Source organism: Gilliamella sp. B2828 (genome assembly GCF_026537125.1).
Classification (GTDB): domain Bacteria; phylum Pseudomonadota; class Gammaproteobacteria; order Enterobacterales; family Orbaceae; genus Gilliamella.
Genome location: NZ_JAFNMU010000007.1, coordinates 76,198 through 93,791 on the forward strand (window position 1 = coordinate 76,198; position 17,594 = coordinate 93,791).

The window sequence follows — 17,594 nt, forward strand, 5'->3', positions numbered from 1 at the left end:
TATCAATACCTTACTATTGTTGATTCAGCCATTTCATATATTCAGTCGTACCTTCCGTCACTGTTTTAAATTGAATTGGACATCCAGTCTCTCTAAGTTTAGTTAGATCAGCCTGAGTAAAGCTTTGGTACCGTCCTTTGAGGTTATCAGGAAACGGAATATAATTTATTTCCCCTTTTTTATGATAATTCACTACAGCGTCAGCAACGGTTTGGAATGATTCTGCTCGACCGGTTCCACAGTTAAAAATACCTGAAAATTCATTTTCCCAAAACCATAAATTGACATCAACGACGTCGTTTACATAAATAAAATCGCGTTTGAAGTTATCACTTCCTTCAAATAATTTCGGTTTTTCACCTTTGTTAATCTGTTCATTTAAATGAAATGCAACACTCGCCATGCTACCTTTATGTGATTCACGTGGTCCATATACATTAAAATAACGAAATCCACAAACTTGTGAGTTAGCTTTAGGTAAGATTTGTCTAACATATTGGTCAAACTGAAATTTAGAATAGCCATAAACATTCAATGGTTTTTCATAAGCACGATCTTCAATGAAGTTATCACTGCGACCACCATAAGTAGCTGCAGAAGAGGCATATAAAAATGGAATATTAAAATCTAAACAGAAATGTAATAAGTCTTTCGAATATTGATAGTTATTTTCCATCATAAATTTTCCATCCCATTCCGTGGTGGATGAGCAAGCACCTTGATGAAAAATAACATCTATATCCATATTTTCACCCGCTACAACTAATGAGATAAATTCGTCTTTATCCATATAGTCAGCGATATCTAAATCAGCTAAATTTGTAAACTTCGTGCCGTCGGTTAAATCATCTACCACTAATATATTTTTATGTCCGCGGTCATTTAACCCTTTAACGATATTACTACCAATAAAACCAGCACCACCAGTTACAACGATCATATCTAATTCCTTAACCAATAAATTGAATCTTCTTATCATACCGATTTACGACAAATTTTTCGAGTGATGATTTATTTTCACCGCCATCATGCATTGAAAACGCCTATTTAAATCTCATAATTGCTTAAGCACTCATCGTCTAAATAGTTGATAAAATAATCAAGATATGACGCATTAAATAGGAAATAACCTTTTTGATAGATTGAATCAAATTATCTATGGATTCTTTTTTGCTGTGACTAAAATATATCTTGCTAAATTAAGATAAGGTTCAGATCGACAATATTGTTTTTCCAGTTCTAATAGTTGTTCAAAGTGTGTTTCGGCCTTGGATTTATTAGCTAGATAGTCATGGAAAAGACGGATTCCTGTTTTCTGTAAAATAGTAAAATTCAACTGGGTAATCCAATGATAGACATCTTTAGGATCTCTTGGAAAATCAGGGGAAAGAGTCTTTCTTTTACGTTTCGCAAGACCAGCTTGCGTATAACCAAAATTGCCCAATGTAATTGTTTTAAATAGCAGTCCATGATAGTTATAAAACATTAATGATAAATAACCGTTTACCTTTAAATGTTTTTTTAATGATTGGATTAATTCAATTGGTTCGGCAACCCATTCTAAAACTGCGTGACAAATAACAATATCAAACTGTTCATCAAGTAAAGTATGAAGTTGCTGTATTGAACAACAAAGGCAATTGATTTTAATATTTTCTGCGTCAGCTTTTTGTTTTGCTAGCTCAAGCATTTGTTTCGAAATGTCACAGATTGTAACATGGTGACCCAGTTTAGCTAGTCTACATGCGATTTGACCTTGTCCACCACCAGCATCCAGGATAGTTAATGGTTTATGTGAAGGCCAGTGAGCTAAGATGTTTTCAAGTTCTTGCCAAACTACTGCTTCACGAATTCGGCCTTTGGTTGTGCCATAGATATTTTGTGCAAATTTGTTACTTATATCATCAAAGTTACGATCTTGTTTACTCATAAATTACTTTTGATTATTCAGTTGTTGTACTTCAGCATTAATATGCGCTATTTTGTTAGACATTTGGGCATAGCACTCTTCCATTAATGCTTTAGCATCTTTTTTATGGAGATGTTTAGTTTCAATTGGATCGAGCATTTCGACAATCCTATACCCATTATTGAAACGATTTAACTTAATATTATTCGTCTCTGATACACAAATTGGCACAATAGGTACACCCGCTGCAATTGCTGCTTTAAAAGCACCAGTTTTAAATGGTAACAGTCCTCGACCACGACTACGCGTACCTTCAGGGAACATCCAGATAGAAATACCACGATTTTGAATTTCTCTAACGACTTGTTCAATGGTATCGTGTGCTTTTGATCTTTTATTGCGATCAATGAGTATGTTACCTGTTAGGTAATAGAGTTGCCCAAAAAATGGAATCCAAGCTAAACTTTTTTTGCCAACGGTAACGGTTTTCGGTTGTACTATCCCGCCAGCAACAACCATATCATAATTATTTTGATGGTTAGCAATATAAACACAACTTCCCATTTTACTAATGTTAGAATTGGACCGTGTAATGACAGTGATACCAAATATAGGTTGAAATAATGAACTGAATAAATGGGCAAATTTTGCTACATTTTTAGGATTTCTTGGATTAAATAAACAAAAAATTACCCCTAAAACACAAATTATCATTCCTGTTATAATTACAAAAATTAAGCGAAAAAGAAAAACCATAATTTACCTCATAAGTTGACTTAGCGTATTATATACGTAATCAACGCTAATATACAGTTTGTAAAATTAACAACGCCTATAGGATGTTTATGTTTAAACCTACGATTGTTTGGGACGAAAATCAAACCCCGATCTCAACCCATTTTGATGACGTGTATTTTAATACGGAAGGGGCAATTGATGAAACGCGTTACGTGTTTATTGAAGGTAATGATTTATATCAACGTTTTTCAAAGCATGATCAAGAAATATTCATAGTGGGCGAAACAGGTTTTGGTTCAGGTCTCAGTTTTCTGATTTTATGGCAAACATTTTTTCATTTTAGAAAGCAACATCCCGATCATATTCTTAAAAAGCTTAAATTTTTTAGTGTTGAAAAATTTCCATTATCATCTGAAGAACTTTTGCAGATACATCATAAGGTATTAATGAATGATGAAGGTTTGCAAACGTTAGCATCACTGCTGGAAACCAGTTTAAATAAAGGTGAAAGCCTTTGCCAGTTCGAGAATATTACATTAACCATTTTTTGTGATGATATAAGTAATTTCCCCGATTTTTTAAGAAAACAAAATGTATTGATTCATGCTTGGTTTTTTGATGGTTTTTCGCCAGCTAAAAATCCTGATATGTGGTCAGAATCTTTATTTAATGAATGTTTTACACTAACTGCACCAAATGGTACATTTGCAACGTTTACCGCAGCAGGATTTGTACGACGTAACTTACTGAATGCTGGATTTAATGTATTTAAACGTAAAGGATTCGGTATAAAACGTGAAATGTTAATTGGTAAGAAACCCGTATAATCATGTTTCTTTATTTACTTGATTTAACTCTTTAATATGACTCGTTTATAATCTGATTTTTTTAGATAGGAAACTAAAGTGAACGTTAATGAAGTGTGAATCGTATTTTGTAGTCAAGATAAATGCTCACATTTATAGAAAAATGGGACAGACATTTTTAAAAGTTATAAAGTTAAACCCCATCTTAAGATAGGATTTAACAATTTATGAATGTTTAAATACGCGTTACTGTGCTATTTTGCTATTGATAAAAACCTACTTAATTTTATCTATATCAATAATTTTGTTGTTTATCTTAACTTTGATAAATGTATCTAAAACTCAAATTGATAAATTACGTCTAATGCTTGAGCCAAACCTGAGGTCGCTTCTAAATAAAGACTTGGCATAAGCCTATAACGTAAAGTAAACGTCGCTAAAGAATCGAATATACCAACTCCATATTTAAGTTGTAGATGGGGTAAAATATAGCCACTCACGACCACTTTAGAACTATCACCAGCGCCTTGAGTATCTAATGTAAGATTTTTAATCCCAAACATATTACCAATATCACCTATGTATTGCCCTGTTTTGGATGTACCAATTCCAACTAATAATGCGGTCATCATGTCGTTTTCACTCTGATCTGAGTTATCAAGACCTTGTCCACGAATTAGGTAAGATAGGGCTTCTTGTTGCGACATTGCCGGGTCTGAGAAGATATCAATTTTTGGATCTTCCGATGAGCCAGTCACTCGAATTCCCGCAGTAATATTACTTTTTTCCATTGAATCAGGATTACGAATTGCTTCAACATCAAGTAGAGCGCGATCGCTTGGTCCTGAAAAAGTAATGACTCCTTTACGAATAATTAAATCTTGACCATAAGCATGAAATCTTCCGTTTGGAATTAATACTTCACCATGTAAGTCTAGACCTTTATTAGTTTGAGTGGCAACTAAATGTCCTTTTAGTTTAGCTTTCAAACCAAATGCATCAACAGAAACATCATCCCCAATGTTAATTTCAAGATGACTATTGATTTTCATACCAAACTTTTGTGGTTCTATTTGATTACCATTTTTGTCTAGCATCACTTCATCAGGTGAAACATCGACGCTTGATGCAGGAAGTGAGTCAACGGTAATCTTGCCTTTAGGTATGTTTACTTTCCCTAAAAGAGTGAGCTCATCTTGAGTGGCGTTAATTTTGATATCAGGAACAATGCTCATAACAATCATTGGTGGAACTGTTACCTGCATTGCTGCGCCATTGACCGTTAAATTAGCTTGCCATTTATCTAAATTTTGCCAACTTGCATTACCGTTAATATTAACATTACCGGAATGAGTCGTCATAACTCCTTGTAAGCTTGAAGACTTACCATTCAATTTTATATCTAATGTTGCTGATTTAATGTCAATAGGTAATTGATTGGATTTTATTTCACTTTGTCGAAGATTGATATTACCTGTTAGATAAGGATCCATTAATGAACCGGAAAATTTAATCGCCCCATTGATTGCACCTTTGGTATATTCATTTTTATCTAATAATGGATTAAGGATTGCTAAAGCCAGATTATCAATTATTAATTGACCACTCAATTTTTTCTGATTGTTTGGATCAGTAATGATCATATCACCATTAATTTTTCCTAATTGCTTCAAACTAAAACGCCAATCCAATTTAGCCTGTTGTTCATTAAATTCTGCATTGATATTGAATAAATCAAATGGAATGGGTAATGCTTGATTTGTTATCATTTGCTGAACAAAAATTTTATTACTGTAAATATTGGCTTTAATAGTAGGTATTTTGCTGCTATTTCCAAATTTAATCTCTGCTTTTCCATTGATACTACCTGAAAGTTTTGTTTCTCCTTCATTAGGAATAGGTAATCTAGCCAAATCAATGTCTTTCAACGTTATTGTTGTCTGAGTGTTAGGTGAAGGGGATAATGGCTTATCTAAGCAGATGCTTGATGAACTATTGCGCCAACAATGGGCACCAATAGTGGGTATTTGCTGGGTTAAATCATAAGTTAATGTTAAAGGTTGAGTGAGTGACCAAGAGTTATTATTGCCTAAATTTAACAAGGCATTAGAGACATTGCCGCTCCACTTAGTATGGCCTTTGTCTATTTTCCCCGTTAATAACGTTTTTAATGATGCAGGATTACCATCAAGATCGATGCTTAAAGTATGCTGATTTTCATTACCTACCAGATCAATGTTTGCTTTTTTAAATACTTGGTTGGAAACGCCAATATTGTTTCCAATAAGTCTTAATTGTAAGCTTAATTGATCTTGATAATGAATTTTACCTGATAAAGTTGCTTTCGCTATTGAGATATTCGGCATGTTTAAAGCATCTATAGTCAAATTTGTTTCGATGACGGGATTGGGTTGAGTTCCTCCCATTTTGATGTTACCAAAAATTGAGCCTTGCATTTCATCAACCAGTAACGATAGAGATGCGAGATTCATTGTTGCGTTCAAACTAGCTTTTTCCGTTGAACCATTTACATTAATCTGATTTTTATCCCAGATTACCACCAGATTATTAGCGGCTACATTGTGTTTTGAATCAACTTGTAAATTACCATTAGCCAAAAAATCGGCTTGTTTGATTTTACCTTTGAGATCTAGGTCAGTAACATTGAATTGCCAAGTGTCATCGGCTAATTTACCCGTTGTATTGAGTTGACCATTTAATTTTATAGGATATTGAGGTAGCTCTTTAGTGAGATCAACTTGATTGAGCTTCACCTTGGTATTCCATTTTAGGGAATTTTGCCAATCCACATTTCCCGATGCTGCAATCCCTCCTTGTGGTAACTTAATGATTGCACGGTTGAAGATTGCCCCTTGATTGGTACCATTACCGGCAATATCAAATGTTGTTGTAGGTAGATTTTCACCCGTTACTGACCCTTTTGCTGATAAATTATATTGTTGTACATTGCCATCAACAGTAAGATTAAAATCATTAAGTTGATACTGAGCCGCTCCTTCCAAAGGCCATTGAATATGGTTACCATTTAATTTGGTCATAACAGGTAAATATTTTTCGACAAAATTAATATGACTATCGATATTAAGTTGATTTAATCCGTTAAGTGAGGTATGAGCGGTTAATTCACCTAATAATTTTCCAGAAAATTGTCCATCCAGGTGGTTTTCTTTCGTGTCCACTTTAACAGAGGCAACCAGTGGCCAATCATCACCGAGTATGATTTTACCAGTAACAGATGCATGTCCATTTATATAAGGCGACTGTATATTGGTGTCAACTTGTTTTACCATGATATGATTGTTAACTAGGTCAGTTTGAATGGTAACTTGATTGAAATGAAAATCTTGCCCTCCTATATGTAATAACCAATCATCTCCACTGAGTCTACTAACATTGATATCTAAGGGAATGCTGACTTGAGGTAAGGAACGAATCAGTGGTTCATTAAATAATTGATTAATCTGTTCATTGATGGGTAAATTATTTTCTATTTTGTGTTCTTGAGGTGACGTGTTATCGGAAAAAATTGCGCTCAAATTCATAGCAATCGCAGGATAAACGTAAATTTTTTCATTAACCCATATTGCTTTACCCGTAAAACTTGACATGCCAAATTGCATATCATCAACGTTTACTTTAACATTGCTAAGCTGCGTAGATTTTAAATCAATCGGTAATGGTGTTTTAATAACAAAACGTTGTTCTTCGACCGTTGTGTCTGCAATAACGTTTTCTGAAGGTTCAAATTGTTTGGTATCAATCTGAACATTTATTCCTTTTGCATCAAAGTTTTTTAGGCAGATTTTAGTCTGTATTAAACATGAGCCTGATAATTCAAGAGATGCGTCTTCAACGCTTACATGGACCCCAGTTAAATCTAATGACAGTCCTTTTATCTGTAAATTATGAAACGATCCCTCAACCTGTTGAATTTTCAGCTCTGGCAGATAGTTATTTAATGCAAACATGGTCAGTTTTACACCTAAACTGGTGTAAATCATCACAATGATAAATGTAATTAAAAAAATGAAAATAGACAGTATGATAATACTGCGTTTTTTCCATTTTCCTATTGATTTTGAGTTTTCAGCAACTGCTTCATTATTAGCATTTTCAGACATTTTATAATTCGCTTCCTAAACCAATATATAGGTGAATAGAGCCTTTATCTTTTTTGTTTAATGGGGTTGCCAGATCTAATTTTATCGGACCGACAGGCGATGACCATCTGATACCAAATCCACTACCCGTATAAAATTTAGCTTTATCAACTTTATCTATGGCTTCACCACTATCAACAAATACGGCACCCCACCATGGACCTGATAAATTGTATTGATATTCTGCCGAACCTGTGATGAGTTTAGAAGCACCTTTAAGTTTACCTTTTTTATCCTCTGGCGAAATTGATTGGTAACGGTAACCACGAATACTTCGATCACCACCAGCAAAAAATCGGAAAGAGGGCGGTACCCTATCAAAATTACTGGCTTGAATTATCCCAAAATTCCCCCTAACAATAAATCGATGAGATTCTTTTAATGAACGGATCCAAGTCTGTTGAGCTTGAAAACGAACTAAATTGATATCTGATCCTAATGATTCTGCTGCAGCTTCAACGGAATAACGTTGGGAGTCGCCCCACATAGCTAATAAATTCCCATCACTACGAATACGGGAAAGGCTAAGTGAAGGATAGTATAAGAAGGTTTTATAACTTGAATCCCCTTGGGTAAAATCATCCCGTAACATATTTAATCCCAAAGCTGTTTGCCATCCTTCAAAGCGATCCCAATTGCGTAATGCACCAAAAGTATAAGAACGCGAATTGGTATCATTATTGTCAATTTTTTTATAACCACCTTGGATAGTGTAATATTGCTCTAATGGGGATTGTTTTAAAGGTATTTTATAACTCATGGTTATCGTTTTTTCAGGTGATGATAAAGACAAATTGCTTTGGAAACTTTGCCCTCGACTATTAATCCAAGGCTTACTCCAACCAATTTTGCTATGTACGCCATTATCCGTTGAGTATCCTAATCCTAAATCCATACTATTTCTTTTACGTGGCAAAGTTGTCACTTCGACGGGAAGTGTTTTATCCGCTCCTAAATGAGGAAAGTCTGGCGTAACTAAAACAGAATTAAACCAATTGGTTGAATTAAGGCGTTTGTTTAATATTGATAGTTGTTCAGCCGTATATTTTTCACCTTCTTTAAATGGCACGAGATTAGCCAAATAGTCTTTACGAATTTTCACATTTGGAAAATGAACTTTACCAAATTTGTAACGTTGACCTGTATTAAAATCAATATTCCAAAAAGCTTGGTGTTCATAATTAGATACTGCTAGCTGATGCTTAGACATATTAGCATCAAAATATCCTTTTTCTAAAGATAAATTAAGTAATGCTTTTTTAAAAGATTCGTAGCTACCATGATTTAAAATATCCCCTTTTTTAGGCAAATCATGTGTTAGCAACTCATTAAAATCTTTATCTTGCTCACCTTCACCAGTAATATTTATATTGAGTTGTCCAATTAATATGGGTACGCCAGGTGAAATTTTGACTGTTAATACTTTAGGATCTTGTTCAAAATATTCAAAACTAGGTGAGTAATATCCCAAAGCTCGAAGCGCTTTTTGTACTTCGCTTTCAAAATAACGTTTGAAATTGGGTGAATTATTAATTTTATTTGGTTCGATTAATGAAACACGAGCATCCACATTATCAGCAAGTTCCCCAGATAATCCTTTAATTGATAACTGCATATCAGCATAACAATATGCTGTAGTCATCATTAAAACGAAACATAATAAATGGGAAAATCGTGACACAAACACCTCGATGGTTTATTTTAGAAATTGTTTAGGGAGCTATTATGGGTTTGTTATGACCTATAAATTTAACATATTTGCACTTTTATCGTCTATGAAAAGCTTTGTAAATTAGAGTTAATTCTCCTCGAATATCATTTTCGATGAGGTAACTTTACAATCCATTGTTTAAGATTTTCAAGTATCGTTACTAAGTTATATTTTGATAATTCAAAAACCATTGTCCAACTATTTTGTAATTCATCGGAGAATTCAAAACAAAAATCCGGTTCAAATTCATAATTGAGTGTAATTGAAATTGTTACAACTTGATTTTTGTAAGAGATAAATGCAAGTGAAAAGTAGGGCTCAGTAAAACATAACTGAGCTTCACTGGGTAACCGATTTTTTGATAAATCATTGAACCAATTGTATAGTTTGTGTAAATCAGCGATTTCTATAACTGAATCGGTTTTTTCAAACCGATTACTACCTTGTTGAACGAAAACTTTAAGTAAATACCAATTATCTTTGCTGTCAGGGAACTCACAACCGACGATATCAAATTGCAAATTTACTGTATTTGTAATATCTATTAACTCGATCATTTATTCGTCCTTACGTGCCATAATGGTTAAATCTTTAAAACAAAACGTTAATCAGGTCTCAAGTAATGTTATATGACCAATATAAGGTAAGTGGCGATAATGCTGAGCATAGTCAATACCATAGCCAACTACGAATTCATCTGGAATAGAAAAACCGATATATTTTACGGGTACATTTACTTCTCGACGGGACGGTTTGTCAAGTAATGTACAAATTTCAATGCTACGGGGATGACGTAATTTTAAAATTGCCATCACTTTACTTAGTGTATTGCCTGTATCAATAATATCTTCAACAATCAATACATCTTTATCACGGATATCTTCATCCAAATCTTTTAAAATTTTGACATCACGATTACTCATTACTGCGTTGCCATAACTTGATGCCGTCATAAAATCGACTTCATGACCAACAGTGATTGCTCGGCTCAAATCCGCCATAAATATGAATGAACCTCGTAAAAGTCCAACTAAAACAAATTCGTTTTGACTATCTTTATAATCTTGACTGATTTGTTGACTTAATTCAACTACGCGTTTTTTGATATCATCCTCTGATATCATCATTTTTAATGTGTGTTTTTTCATTAATTCTGCTCAAAATAACGTTTAAAAAAATCGAACTAGATTTTAGCAATTTTCCTTCCTAAAAAGAATAAGTAGGCAATTTTTTATTGAATAAATAAGAGACTGCTTGTTTTTTTACTGAAACGTATGGTTAACCTCAAACTTCTTGGCAACATTTCTTAAGTGCCTTTTTTTGTAAACGTCGTTTCTTGAAAAATTCACTTAAAATATGACCACATTCATTTGCTAGAACTCCTCCAGTGACCTCGGCATAGTGATTTATCCCCTTATAGGCAAGAACATCAATTAATGAACCCGCAGCGCCAGTTTTATAATCACTTGCACCATAAACAACACGTTTAACACGACTGTGAATAATGGCGCCAGCACACATGATACAAGGTTCTAATGTGACATAAAGAGTAGCATTAATTAAACGATAGTTTTTTATATACTCCCCTGCGTTGGCCAATGCAATCATTTCGGCATGAGCAGTCGGGTTATGTGTTAAAATGGATTGATTGAAACCTTCGCCAATAATGTTATTATTTTCATCTATAATAACTGCGCCGACAGGAATTTCCCCAATTACTTCAGCTCTTTTAGCTAACATGATTGCATGTTGCATCCAAACTTCATCACGCATATGCTAAATTTATAAACTGTTTAAATTAAGGACATCACGCATGTCATACAAACCAATAGGTTGTTTGGCTAGCCACAATGCTGCGCGTACAGCACCATTGGCGAAGGTCATCCGGCTGGATGCTTTATGGCTAATTTCAACTCGTTCACCAATATCAGCAAAGATGGCAGTATGCTCACCAACAATATCTCCAGCGCGAATAGTAGCAAAGCCGATGGCGCCTTCAGGACGTTCACCAGTATGACCTTCACGACAATAAACTGCTCGATCTTTTAAATCACAATTTAGTGCCTCGGCAATTGCTTCACCCATAGCTAAAGCTGTACCTGAGGGAGCATCAACTTTATGGCGATGATGTGCTTCGATGATCTCGATATCACTATAATCACCCATAATTTTAGTTGCCTTCTCAAGCAACTTAAGTACTAAATTGACTCCTACGCTAAAATTAGCAGCAAAAACAATGCCGATTTTCTTAGCCGCATCAGCGATGGCTTGTTTTCCAGCATCATCAAAACCAGTTGTACCAATGATCATCATTTTTTTATTTTCGACACAAAAAGCTAAATGATTTAATGTGCCTTCGGGACGAGTAAAATCAATGAGTACGTCAAACTGATCTTTTGCTTGGTCGAGTTTGTCAGATACGTTAATTCCACAAACACCAATTCCAGCAAGTTCACCCGCGTCAGAGCCAATAAGAGATGAACCTTCACGTTCAAATGCTGCGCCTAATGTTACGCCACTGATTTGCGCAACAGACCGAATAAGTTGTCGTCCCATTTTGCCACCGGCACCTGCGACAGCAATACGAATAAAGTTTGTAGACATATAACTTTCCTTACACTTTTGTCTATTGTCGATAGTTGCTGGCATTATAGCGGAAAATAAATAACTTATACACAGTATTAAACTTAAATGAGAAGGCATTAAAAGAGTAACAAATAAAATATTTAGAATTGTTATGCATTTTTCATGGTATTTGGGTTGGAATATCGTCGCTACAGCATCCATTTTAACAATGCTCTTCGGTTGATTTAAAATAAGTATGTGTATGTTTTTAATCTACGGCTAACATTCTTAGTTTTAACCGCAGTCTCTTTTAAGGTATTATTGCTATTGGTATGCTTTTGCAGGTATTGCTATGCCAATTGCAAATTATTTGGTTAGCAAAATGGTACTTAATATGTGTTGTTACTTGCAGTCTTAATGCTTCTACTTTGTATTATTAAATCGGCAACATCTATTTTTCTTGTTTTTAGAGGAATTTACTTCTTATTTTTTACCAAAAACACATCATAACTAAAAAGAGAATGGACGCTTTTGCGTCCATAATTATTTATAGAACTTTCAATAATTCAACATCAAAGATTAATGTACTGTAGGGTGGAATTGATGCGCCAGCACCTTGTGGACCATATGCAAGTTCTTGAGGAATATACAAACGCCATTTCGAACCTTCAGGCATAAGTTGTAAAGCTTCAACCCAACCAGGTATCACGCCATTAACAGGGAATTCAGCAGGTTGACCACGTTCAACAGAACTGTCAAACACGGTACCATCAATTAATTGACCAGTATAATGAACTTGTACACGATCAGTTGCTTTAGGTAGTGCACCTTCACCAACAGTAATGATTTCATACTGTAAACCAGATTCGGTCGATTTGATGCCATCTTTTTTTAGATTTTCGGTAAGAAAATCCTTGCCTTCTTGCGCAATTTTTTCGGCTTGTTTGGCTTTTTCTTTCGTTGCTTGTTCATGTACATGGCGCAGTGCATCATGCAATTCTTGTAGTGGAAGTGCAGGTTGATTACCTGTTAAGACATCTTCCATTGCAAATTTTAATGCATTGAGATCTAAATTATTTAGACCTGAATCTTTTAATTGTTGACCAATTTGTAATCCAATAGCATAACTTGCTTTTTGATCGATTGTTTCTAATTTCATTTTTTACCTTTAATGGTTAATGGATAGAATTTATAAATAGATTAATTAGTTTGTAGATAAGGAAATAAATGTCAAGCAGTAATTTAAATTAACAAAGTAGGATTACTGTTTTATTACACAATTGGGAAAGAATTTATTAATTTGGCTAGCACTCAGCTAAAATATCAGCGATAATATGCAACATTAAATTCTCAAAAATAGGTTAAGTGTAGATGCCGTTTCGTAAATTTACCTCGTTTGTAATTTTAACTAGTATTTTATTAACTGGTTGTTCAGTTGTTGAACATTGGGTGTATCGACCTGACATCAATCAAGGTAATTATGTGACACCAGAAGCAATTGATTTATTAAAAGTTGGTCAAACAAAAGATCAAGTTGTCTTTATTTTGGGCGCACCAATGTTAACTTCCATTTTCGGTGATAATGTTTGGTATTATGTTTTTCGTCAACAGCCACAGCATGAAAATATTAGTCAAAGAACGTATTCCATTTATTTTGATGAAATGGGTAAAGTGACAGACATTAAAGTTTCAGCATTGGAAGGTTCAAAATCTTTAGAAGAAATGAATAAACAAGAAATCTCGGATCATGTTGAAATACAATCTGATGATGGCGATAGTCTCAATAATCAATAACCATTTAATCTACCATCTTGATCGCATTCTTATTGCATTTTTAAGGAGAAACCTCGTGAAATATCGAGGTTTTTACTCTCTATGTTTAAAACAGTGAAACATGATGAAGATAAACTGTCGTGACTGGCAATCTGCATTTAATAGGAGTAATGAGAAAAAGAAGCAATAAATACAAGTATCATTTAAAATATTTAAAAATAAATGTTTACAAATGAAAGTGGTTGAGTAGAATTTTTAATCATCATGAATTGTTGTAATGGTTGCAACAAAATCCCCCATCTCTTTGCAGATTTACGGCTAAACTAAATGAACTTTGTGCTTTAACCGTTTTACACCAGCGATAACTGTTGGAATACCGATAATAGATTTAATGCTACCTAAACAAGAAAGCCCATTACTTATTATAACAATAACTCGAAAACTCAGTTGCATAGATGCAATAAATCTTATCTGTTATTATTAAATTTTCTCCAGTGTTAATTGAAATAATGCTTGTTTCATTGATATCTCTATTAATTCCTTATATTATGGATCTCGATCTAAATTAAAGAATAAGTTAATACTTTTTTTTTATGTCGAGGTAAGTTTGCAAAAAAAAATCAATTTAAATCATTTCTCTGTTGCACCCATGCTGGATCTAACTGATAAACACTGTCGTTATTTTCATCGAATTTTAACCAAACAAACGCTTTTGTATACCGAAATGGTCACAACGGGCGCAATATTATTTGGTAAAGGTGATTATTTGGCTTTCAACTATGAAGAGCATCCAATTAGTTTACAATTAGGAGGTAGCGATCCTAAAGCACTTGCACAATGCGCAAAATTGGCACAACAACGTGGATATGACGAAATCAATTTAAATGTGGGTTGCCCATCAGATCGTGTGCAAAATGGTATGTTTGGTGCATGTTTAATGAGGAAAGCTGATTTAGTAGCGGATTGTGTTGAGCAGATGCAAGATCAGATCGATATACCCATTACAGTTAAAACACGAATTGGAATTGATGATTTTGACAGTTATGATTTTTTGCGTAGATTTATTGATACAGTTATGCCTTATACCAATACTTTTATTGTTCATGCTCGAAAAGCATGGTTATCTGGCTTAAGTCCTAAAGAAAATCGTGAAGTGCCACCACTTGATTATGATCGTGTGTATCAGCTTAAGCAAGATTACCCAAACTTAACTATTGCTATTAATGGTGGCATAAAAACTCTGGATGAAATTAAACAACATCTAAGTCATGTCGATGGCGTCATGGTTGGGCGAGAAGCGTATCAAAATCCATTATTGCTCACCCATATTGACTCACAGATTTTTGGATCTGATTTGCCAATCATCGAACCTAAAACAGCGATTCGGGCACTTTATCCTTACCTTGAACAACAACTAATACAAGGTGTCCAGCTAAATCATATTATGCGCCATACACTGGGTATTTTTAATGGTTGTAAAGGGGCAAGACAATGGCGTCGTTACCTTAGCGAAAATGCTCATAAAAAAGGTGCAGGTATTGAGGTTGTAGAAACAGCGTTATCCTTTATTCAATAAAATTTATGTCTAATTTGTTACAATTGCACGCAGCTACTGTATCGTTATATACTAGCCGCCAATTTTCTTAATGGTTTATATTCTGTGCGTTTAAATTTAAGTCAACAAAAAGCGGTTGAATATGTTTCAGGTCCATGCCTTGTTCTTGCAGGTGCTGGATCTGGAAAAACTCGGGTTATTATTAATAAAATTGCCTATTTAATTCGGGTTAAAGAGTATTTACCAAGACATATTGTTGCAGTTACTTTTACCAATAAAGCTGCACGTGAAATGAAAGAACGTATCGCTCAGTCAATCAATAAACAAGAGGCAAGAGGACTAAAAATCTCCACCTTCCATACTTTAGGACTCGATATTGTTCGGAAAGAATATCAACATCTAGGAATCAAATCCAATTTTTCATTATTTGATGATCACGATCAAACGGCGTTACTGAAAGAATTGACTCAGAAATGGTTGGAAGGCGATAAAGATCTCATTAATCAACTACGCGCTACTATATCAAACTGGAAAAATGATATCGTTGATTCAACCATTGCTATGGCACGGGCTCAAACCAATAAAGAAAAGCTTTTTGCTCATTGCTACCAACTCTACGAAAAACAATTAAAAGCGTGTAGCATATTGGATTTTGATGATCTAATTTTATTACCAACTATATTATTAAAAAATAACGAAGAAGTCCGCGAAAAATGGCAAAATCGAATACGTTATTTGTTGGTAGATGAATACCAAGATACTAACACAAGTCAATATGAATTTATTAAGTTACTGGTTGGTGACAGAGCGAAATTTACAGTAGTCGGGGATGATGATCAATCTATTTATTCCTGGCGTGGTGCCCGTCCACAAAATTTAGTTTTACTTAACCAAGATTTTCCTAATTTAGAAGTCATCAAACTGGAACAAAATTATCGTTCATCTGGTCGTATATTAAAAGTGGCCAATATTTTAATCGAAAATAATCCTCACATTTTTGAAAAAAAGCTCTTTTCTGAACTGCATTATGGTGAAACATTACGTGTCCTATCTGCGGATAATGAAGAGTCTGAAGCTGAAAAAGTAGTAAATGACCTGATTGGACATCGTTTTGCTAACAACAGCCATTATGGTCAATATGCCATATTATATCGAGGTAATCATCAATCTCGCTTAATCGAGAAAATGCTAATGCAATATCGCATTCCATATCGAATCTCAGGGGGTACTTCATTTTTTGCGCGTATTGAAATTAAAGATCTTATGGCATATTTGCGTTTATTGACCAATCCAGATGATGATAATGCTTTTATCCGTATTATTAATACTCCAAAACGGGAAATCGGTCCGGTAACGATTCAAAAACTGGGTGAATGGGCAAATCATCGAGGTGTGAGTTTATATCAAGCAAGTCATGATATGGGCTTGAAGGAACTACTTTCGAGTAAACGGATGGAAACGTTGCTTACTTTTATTCATTGGTTTGATTCATTAATTGAAAAATCACATACAGATCCAATGGATACCATCCATGAACTATTACATGGCATTCATTACGAAAGTTGGATCTATGAAACCTCAGCATCGCCCACAGCAGGTCAGATGCGAATGCGTAACGTTGAACAATTAGTTACTTGGTTAAATGAAATGTTACAAGGTGATGATATTGACGAAAGTATGACCTTAGAACAAGCTGTAGCAAGATTTACTTTGCGTGATATGCTAGAGCGTAATGAAACCGAAGAAGGTCTGGATCAAGTACAGCTTATGACATTACACGCTTCGAAAGGTTTGGAATTTCCCTATGTTTATCTGATTGGCATGTCCGAAGGACTCTTACCGCATCAAACGAGTATCGACGAAGATAATATCGAAGAAGAACGTCGTCTTGCATATGTTGGTATAACCCGAGCACAGCGTGAGCTGACATTTTCATTTAGTCGCCAACGTAAACAGTTTGGTGAAACGGTATATGTTGAGCCAAGTCGATTCTTATTAGAATTACCCCAGGATGATTTAGCTTGGCACAATCAGACAAACGCGTTATCGCCTGAACAGAAAATGCAACAAGCTCAAAGTCGACTAGCAATGCTAAAAGCTCAAATAGCCAATGCGAAATAAGCGACTTCCATATCGGATAAAATAAGTAAGCAATAAAGTTATTTCACTCACTTATAACTGAAATTTAAAGTGAAAAAGTTGAGGAAATGGGATATAGGTTGAAGACTAAAAATAAAAAATCCCCTTTTTTGTTAATTGTTAATATTAAATTTAACATCAAAAAATTTTTTATTAACAAGGTTATCTGGTTAAATTGATGATATTTTGTCTATCTAACTTAGTAAACCTCTAAAAA

14 protein-coding genes are annotated in these 17,594 nt (G+C 34.4%); 4 read left to right on the top strand and 10 right to left on the bottom strand.

The annotated features are described in order from the left end of the window. Positions 1-13: 13 nt before the first annotated feature. The 3 genes from rfaD to J3U19_RS07585 all read right to left on the bottom strand — a co-directional run bounded on the left by rfaD (position 14) and on the right by J3U19_RS07585 (position 2,665). Positions 14-940, bottom strand: a complete 927-nt coding sequence (gene rfaD, locus J3U19_RS07575) for an ADP-glyceromanno-heptose 6-epimerase (protein WP_267341320.1) — start codon at positions 938-940, stop codon at positions 14-16. Positions 941-1,156: 216 nt separating this feature from the next. After that, positions 1,157-1,930, bottom strand: a complete 774-nt coding sequence (locus J3U19_RS07580; protein ID WP_267345911.1) for a methyltransferase domain-containing protein — start codon at positions 1,928-1,930, stop codon at positions 1,157-1,159. Positions 1,931-1,933: 3 nt separating this feature from the next. Continuing rightward, positions 1,934-2,665 carry a 1-acylglycerol-3-phosphate O-acyltransferase gene (locus J3U19_RS07585; RefSeq protein ID WP_267341318.1) on the bottom strand — a complete coding sequence of 244 codons (732 nt, stop codon included), beginning with the start codon at positions 2,663-2,665 and terminating at the stop codon, positions 1,934-1,936. Positions 2,666-2,754: 89 nt separating this feature from the next. Here J3U19_RS07585 and mnmD point away from each other — a divergent pair, with 89 nt between their 5' ends. Then, entirely contained in the window at positions 2,755-3,474 is a 720-nt protein-coding gene (gene mnmD, locus J3U19_RS07590) for a tRNA (5-methylaminomethyl-2-thiouridine)(34)-methyltransferase MnmD (protein ID WP_267345913.1), read from the top strand. A gap of 314 nt (positions 3,475-3,788) precedes the next feature. Here mnmD and J3U19_RS07595 read toward each other — a convergent pair whose 3' ends face one another. The 7 genes from J3U19_RS07595 to J3U19_RS07625 form a co-directional block, all read right to left on the bottom strand. Continuing rightward, positions 3,789-7,595 (bottom strand): translocation/assembly module TamB domain-containing protein, encoded by a 3,807-nt coding sequence (locus J3U19_RS07595; protein ID WP_267345915.1) that lies wholly within the window; start codon positions 7,593-7,595, stop codon positions 3,789-3,791. Between the two features lies 1 nt (position 7,596). Further along, entirely contained in the window at positions 7,597-9,279 is a 1,683-nt protein-coding gene (locus J3U19_RS07600; RefSeq protein ID WP_267345917.1) for an autotransporter assembly complex protein TamA, read from the bottom strand. A gap of 170 nt (positions 9,280-9,449) precedes the next feature. Continuing rightward, complete coding sequence (locus J3U19_RS07605) at positions 9,450-9,902, bottom strand: hypothetical protein (protein WP_267345919.1); 453 nt, start codon at positions 9,900-9,902, stop codon at positions 9,450-9,452. Between the two features lie 51 nt (positions 9,903-9,953). Beyond that, positions 9,954-10,493: a hypoxanthine phosphoribosyltransferase gene (gene hpt, locus J3U19_RS07610; RefSeq protein WP_267341313.1), complete on the bottom strand. Its 540-nt coding sequence runs from the start codon at positions 10,491-10,493 to the stop codon at positions 9,954-9,956. A 136-nt stretch (positions 10,494-10,629) separates the two neighbouring features. Then, entirely contained in the window at positions 10,630-11,118 is a 489-nt protein-coding gene (gene tadA / locus J3U19_RS07615; protein WP_267341311.1) for a tRNA adenosine(34) deaminase TadA, read from the bottom strand. Between the two features lie 9 nt (positions 11,119-11,127). Continuing rightward, positions 11,128-11,949 carry a 4-hydroxy-tetrahydrodipicolinate reductase gene (gene dapB, locus J3U19_RS07620; protein WP_267345920.1) on the bottom strand — a complete coding sequence of 274 codons (822 nt, stop codon included), beginning with the start codon at positions 11,947-11,949 and terminating at the stop codon, positions 11,128-11,130. A gap of 508 nt (positions 11,950-12,457) precedes the next feature. Further along, entirely contained in the window at positions 12,458-13,069 is a 612-nt protein-coding gene (locus J3U19_RS07625; RefSeq protein WP_267341308.1) for an FKBP-type peptidyl-prolyl cis-trans isomerase, read from the bottom strand. A 212-nt stretch (positions 13,070-13,281) separates the two neighbouring features. Between J3U19_RS07625 and bamE the strand changes: the two genes are divergently transcribed. The 3 genes from bamE (at position 13,282) to rep (ending at position 17,359) form a co-directional block, all read left to right on the top strand. Continuing rightward, positions 13,282-13,704 carry an outer membrane protein assembly factor BamE gene (gene bamE / locus J3U19_RS07630; RefSeq protein ID WP_267341307.1) on the top strand — a complete coding sequence of 141 codons (423 nt, stop codon included), beginning with the start codon at positions 13,282-13,284 and terminating at the stop codon, positions 13,702-13,704. A 628-nt stretch (positions 13,705-14,332) separates the two neighbouring features. Then, positions 14,333-15,259 (top strand): tRNA dihydrouridine(20/20a) synthase DusA, encoded by a 927-nt coding sequence (dusA, locus tag J3U19_RS07635; protein WP_416380237.1) that lies wholly within the window; start codon positions 14,333-14,335, stop codon positions 15,257-15,259. A gap of 84 nt (positions 15,260-15,343) precedes the next feature. Then, on the top strand, positions 15,344-17,359 hold the full coding sequence (gene rep / locus J3U19_RS07640) for a DNA helicase Rep (RefSeq protein WP_267341305.1): 2,016 nt from the start codon (positions 15,344-15,346) through the stop codon (positions 17,357-17,359). The last annotated feature ends 235 nt before the right edge of the window (positions 17,360-17,594 follow it).

Excerpts from the sequence above, each read along its gene's own strand:
- rfaD (WP_267341320.1), bottom strand. The coding sequence starts at position 940 with ATGATCGTTGTAACTGGTGGTGCTGGTTTTATTGGTAGTAATATCGTT.
- J3U19_RS07580 (WP_267345911.1), bottom strand. The coding sequence starts at position 1,930 with ATGAGTAAACAAGATCGTAACTTTGATGATATAAGTAACAAATTTGCA.
- J3U19_RS07585 (WP_267341318.1), bottom strand. The coding sequence starts at position 2,665 with ATGGTTTTTCTTTTTCGCTTAATTTTTGTAATTATAACAGGAATGATA.
- mnmD (WP_267345913.1), top strand. The coding sequence starts at position 2,755 with ATGTTTAAACCTACGATTGTTTGGGACGAAAATCAAACCCCGATCTCA.
- J3U19_RS07595 (WP_267345915.1), bottom strand. The coding sequence starts at position 7,595 with ATGTCTGAAAATGCTAATAATGAAGCAGTTGCTGAAAACTCAAAATCA.
- J3U19_RS07600 (WP_267345917.1), bottom strand. The coding sequence starts at position 9,279 with ATGATGACTACAGCATATTGTTATGCTGATATGCAGTTATCAATTAAA.
- J3U19_RS07605 (WP_267345919.1), bottom strand. The coding sequence starts at position 9,902 with ATGATCGAGTTAATAGATATTACAAATACAGTAAATTTGCAATTTGAT.
- hpt (WP_267341313.1), bottom strand. The coding sequence starts at position 10,493 with ATGAAAAAACACACATTAAAAATGATGATATCAGAGGATGATATCAAA.
- tadA (WP_267341311.1), bottom strand. The coding sequence starts at position 11,118 with ATGCGTGATGAAGTTTGGATGCAACATGCAATCATGTTAGCTAAAAGA.
- dapB (WP_267345920.1), bottom strand. The coding sequence starts at position 11,949 with ATGTCTACAAACTTTATTCGTATTGCTGTCGCAGGTGCCGGTGGCAAA.
- J3U19_RS07625 (WP_267341308.1), bottom strand. The coding sequence starts at position 13,069 with ATGAAATTAGAAACAATCGATCAAAAAGCAAGTTATGCTATTGGATTA.
- bamE (WP_267341307.1), top strand. The coding sequence starts at position 13,282 with ATGCCGTTTCGTAAATTTACCTCGTTTGTAATTTTAACTAGTATTTTA.
- dusA (WP_416380237.1), top strand. The coding sequence starts at position 14,333 with ATGCTGGATCTAACTGATAAACACTGTCGTTATTTTCATCGAATTTTA.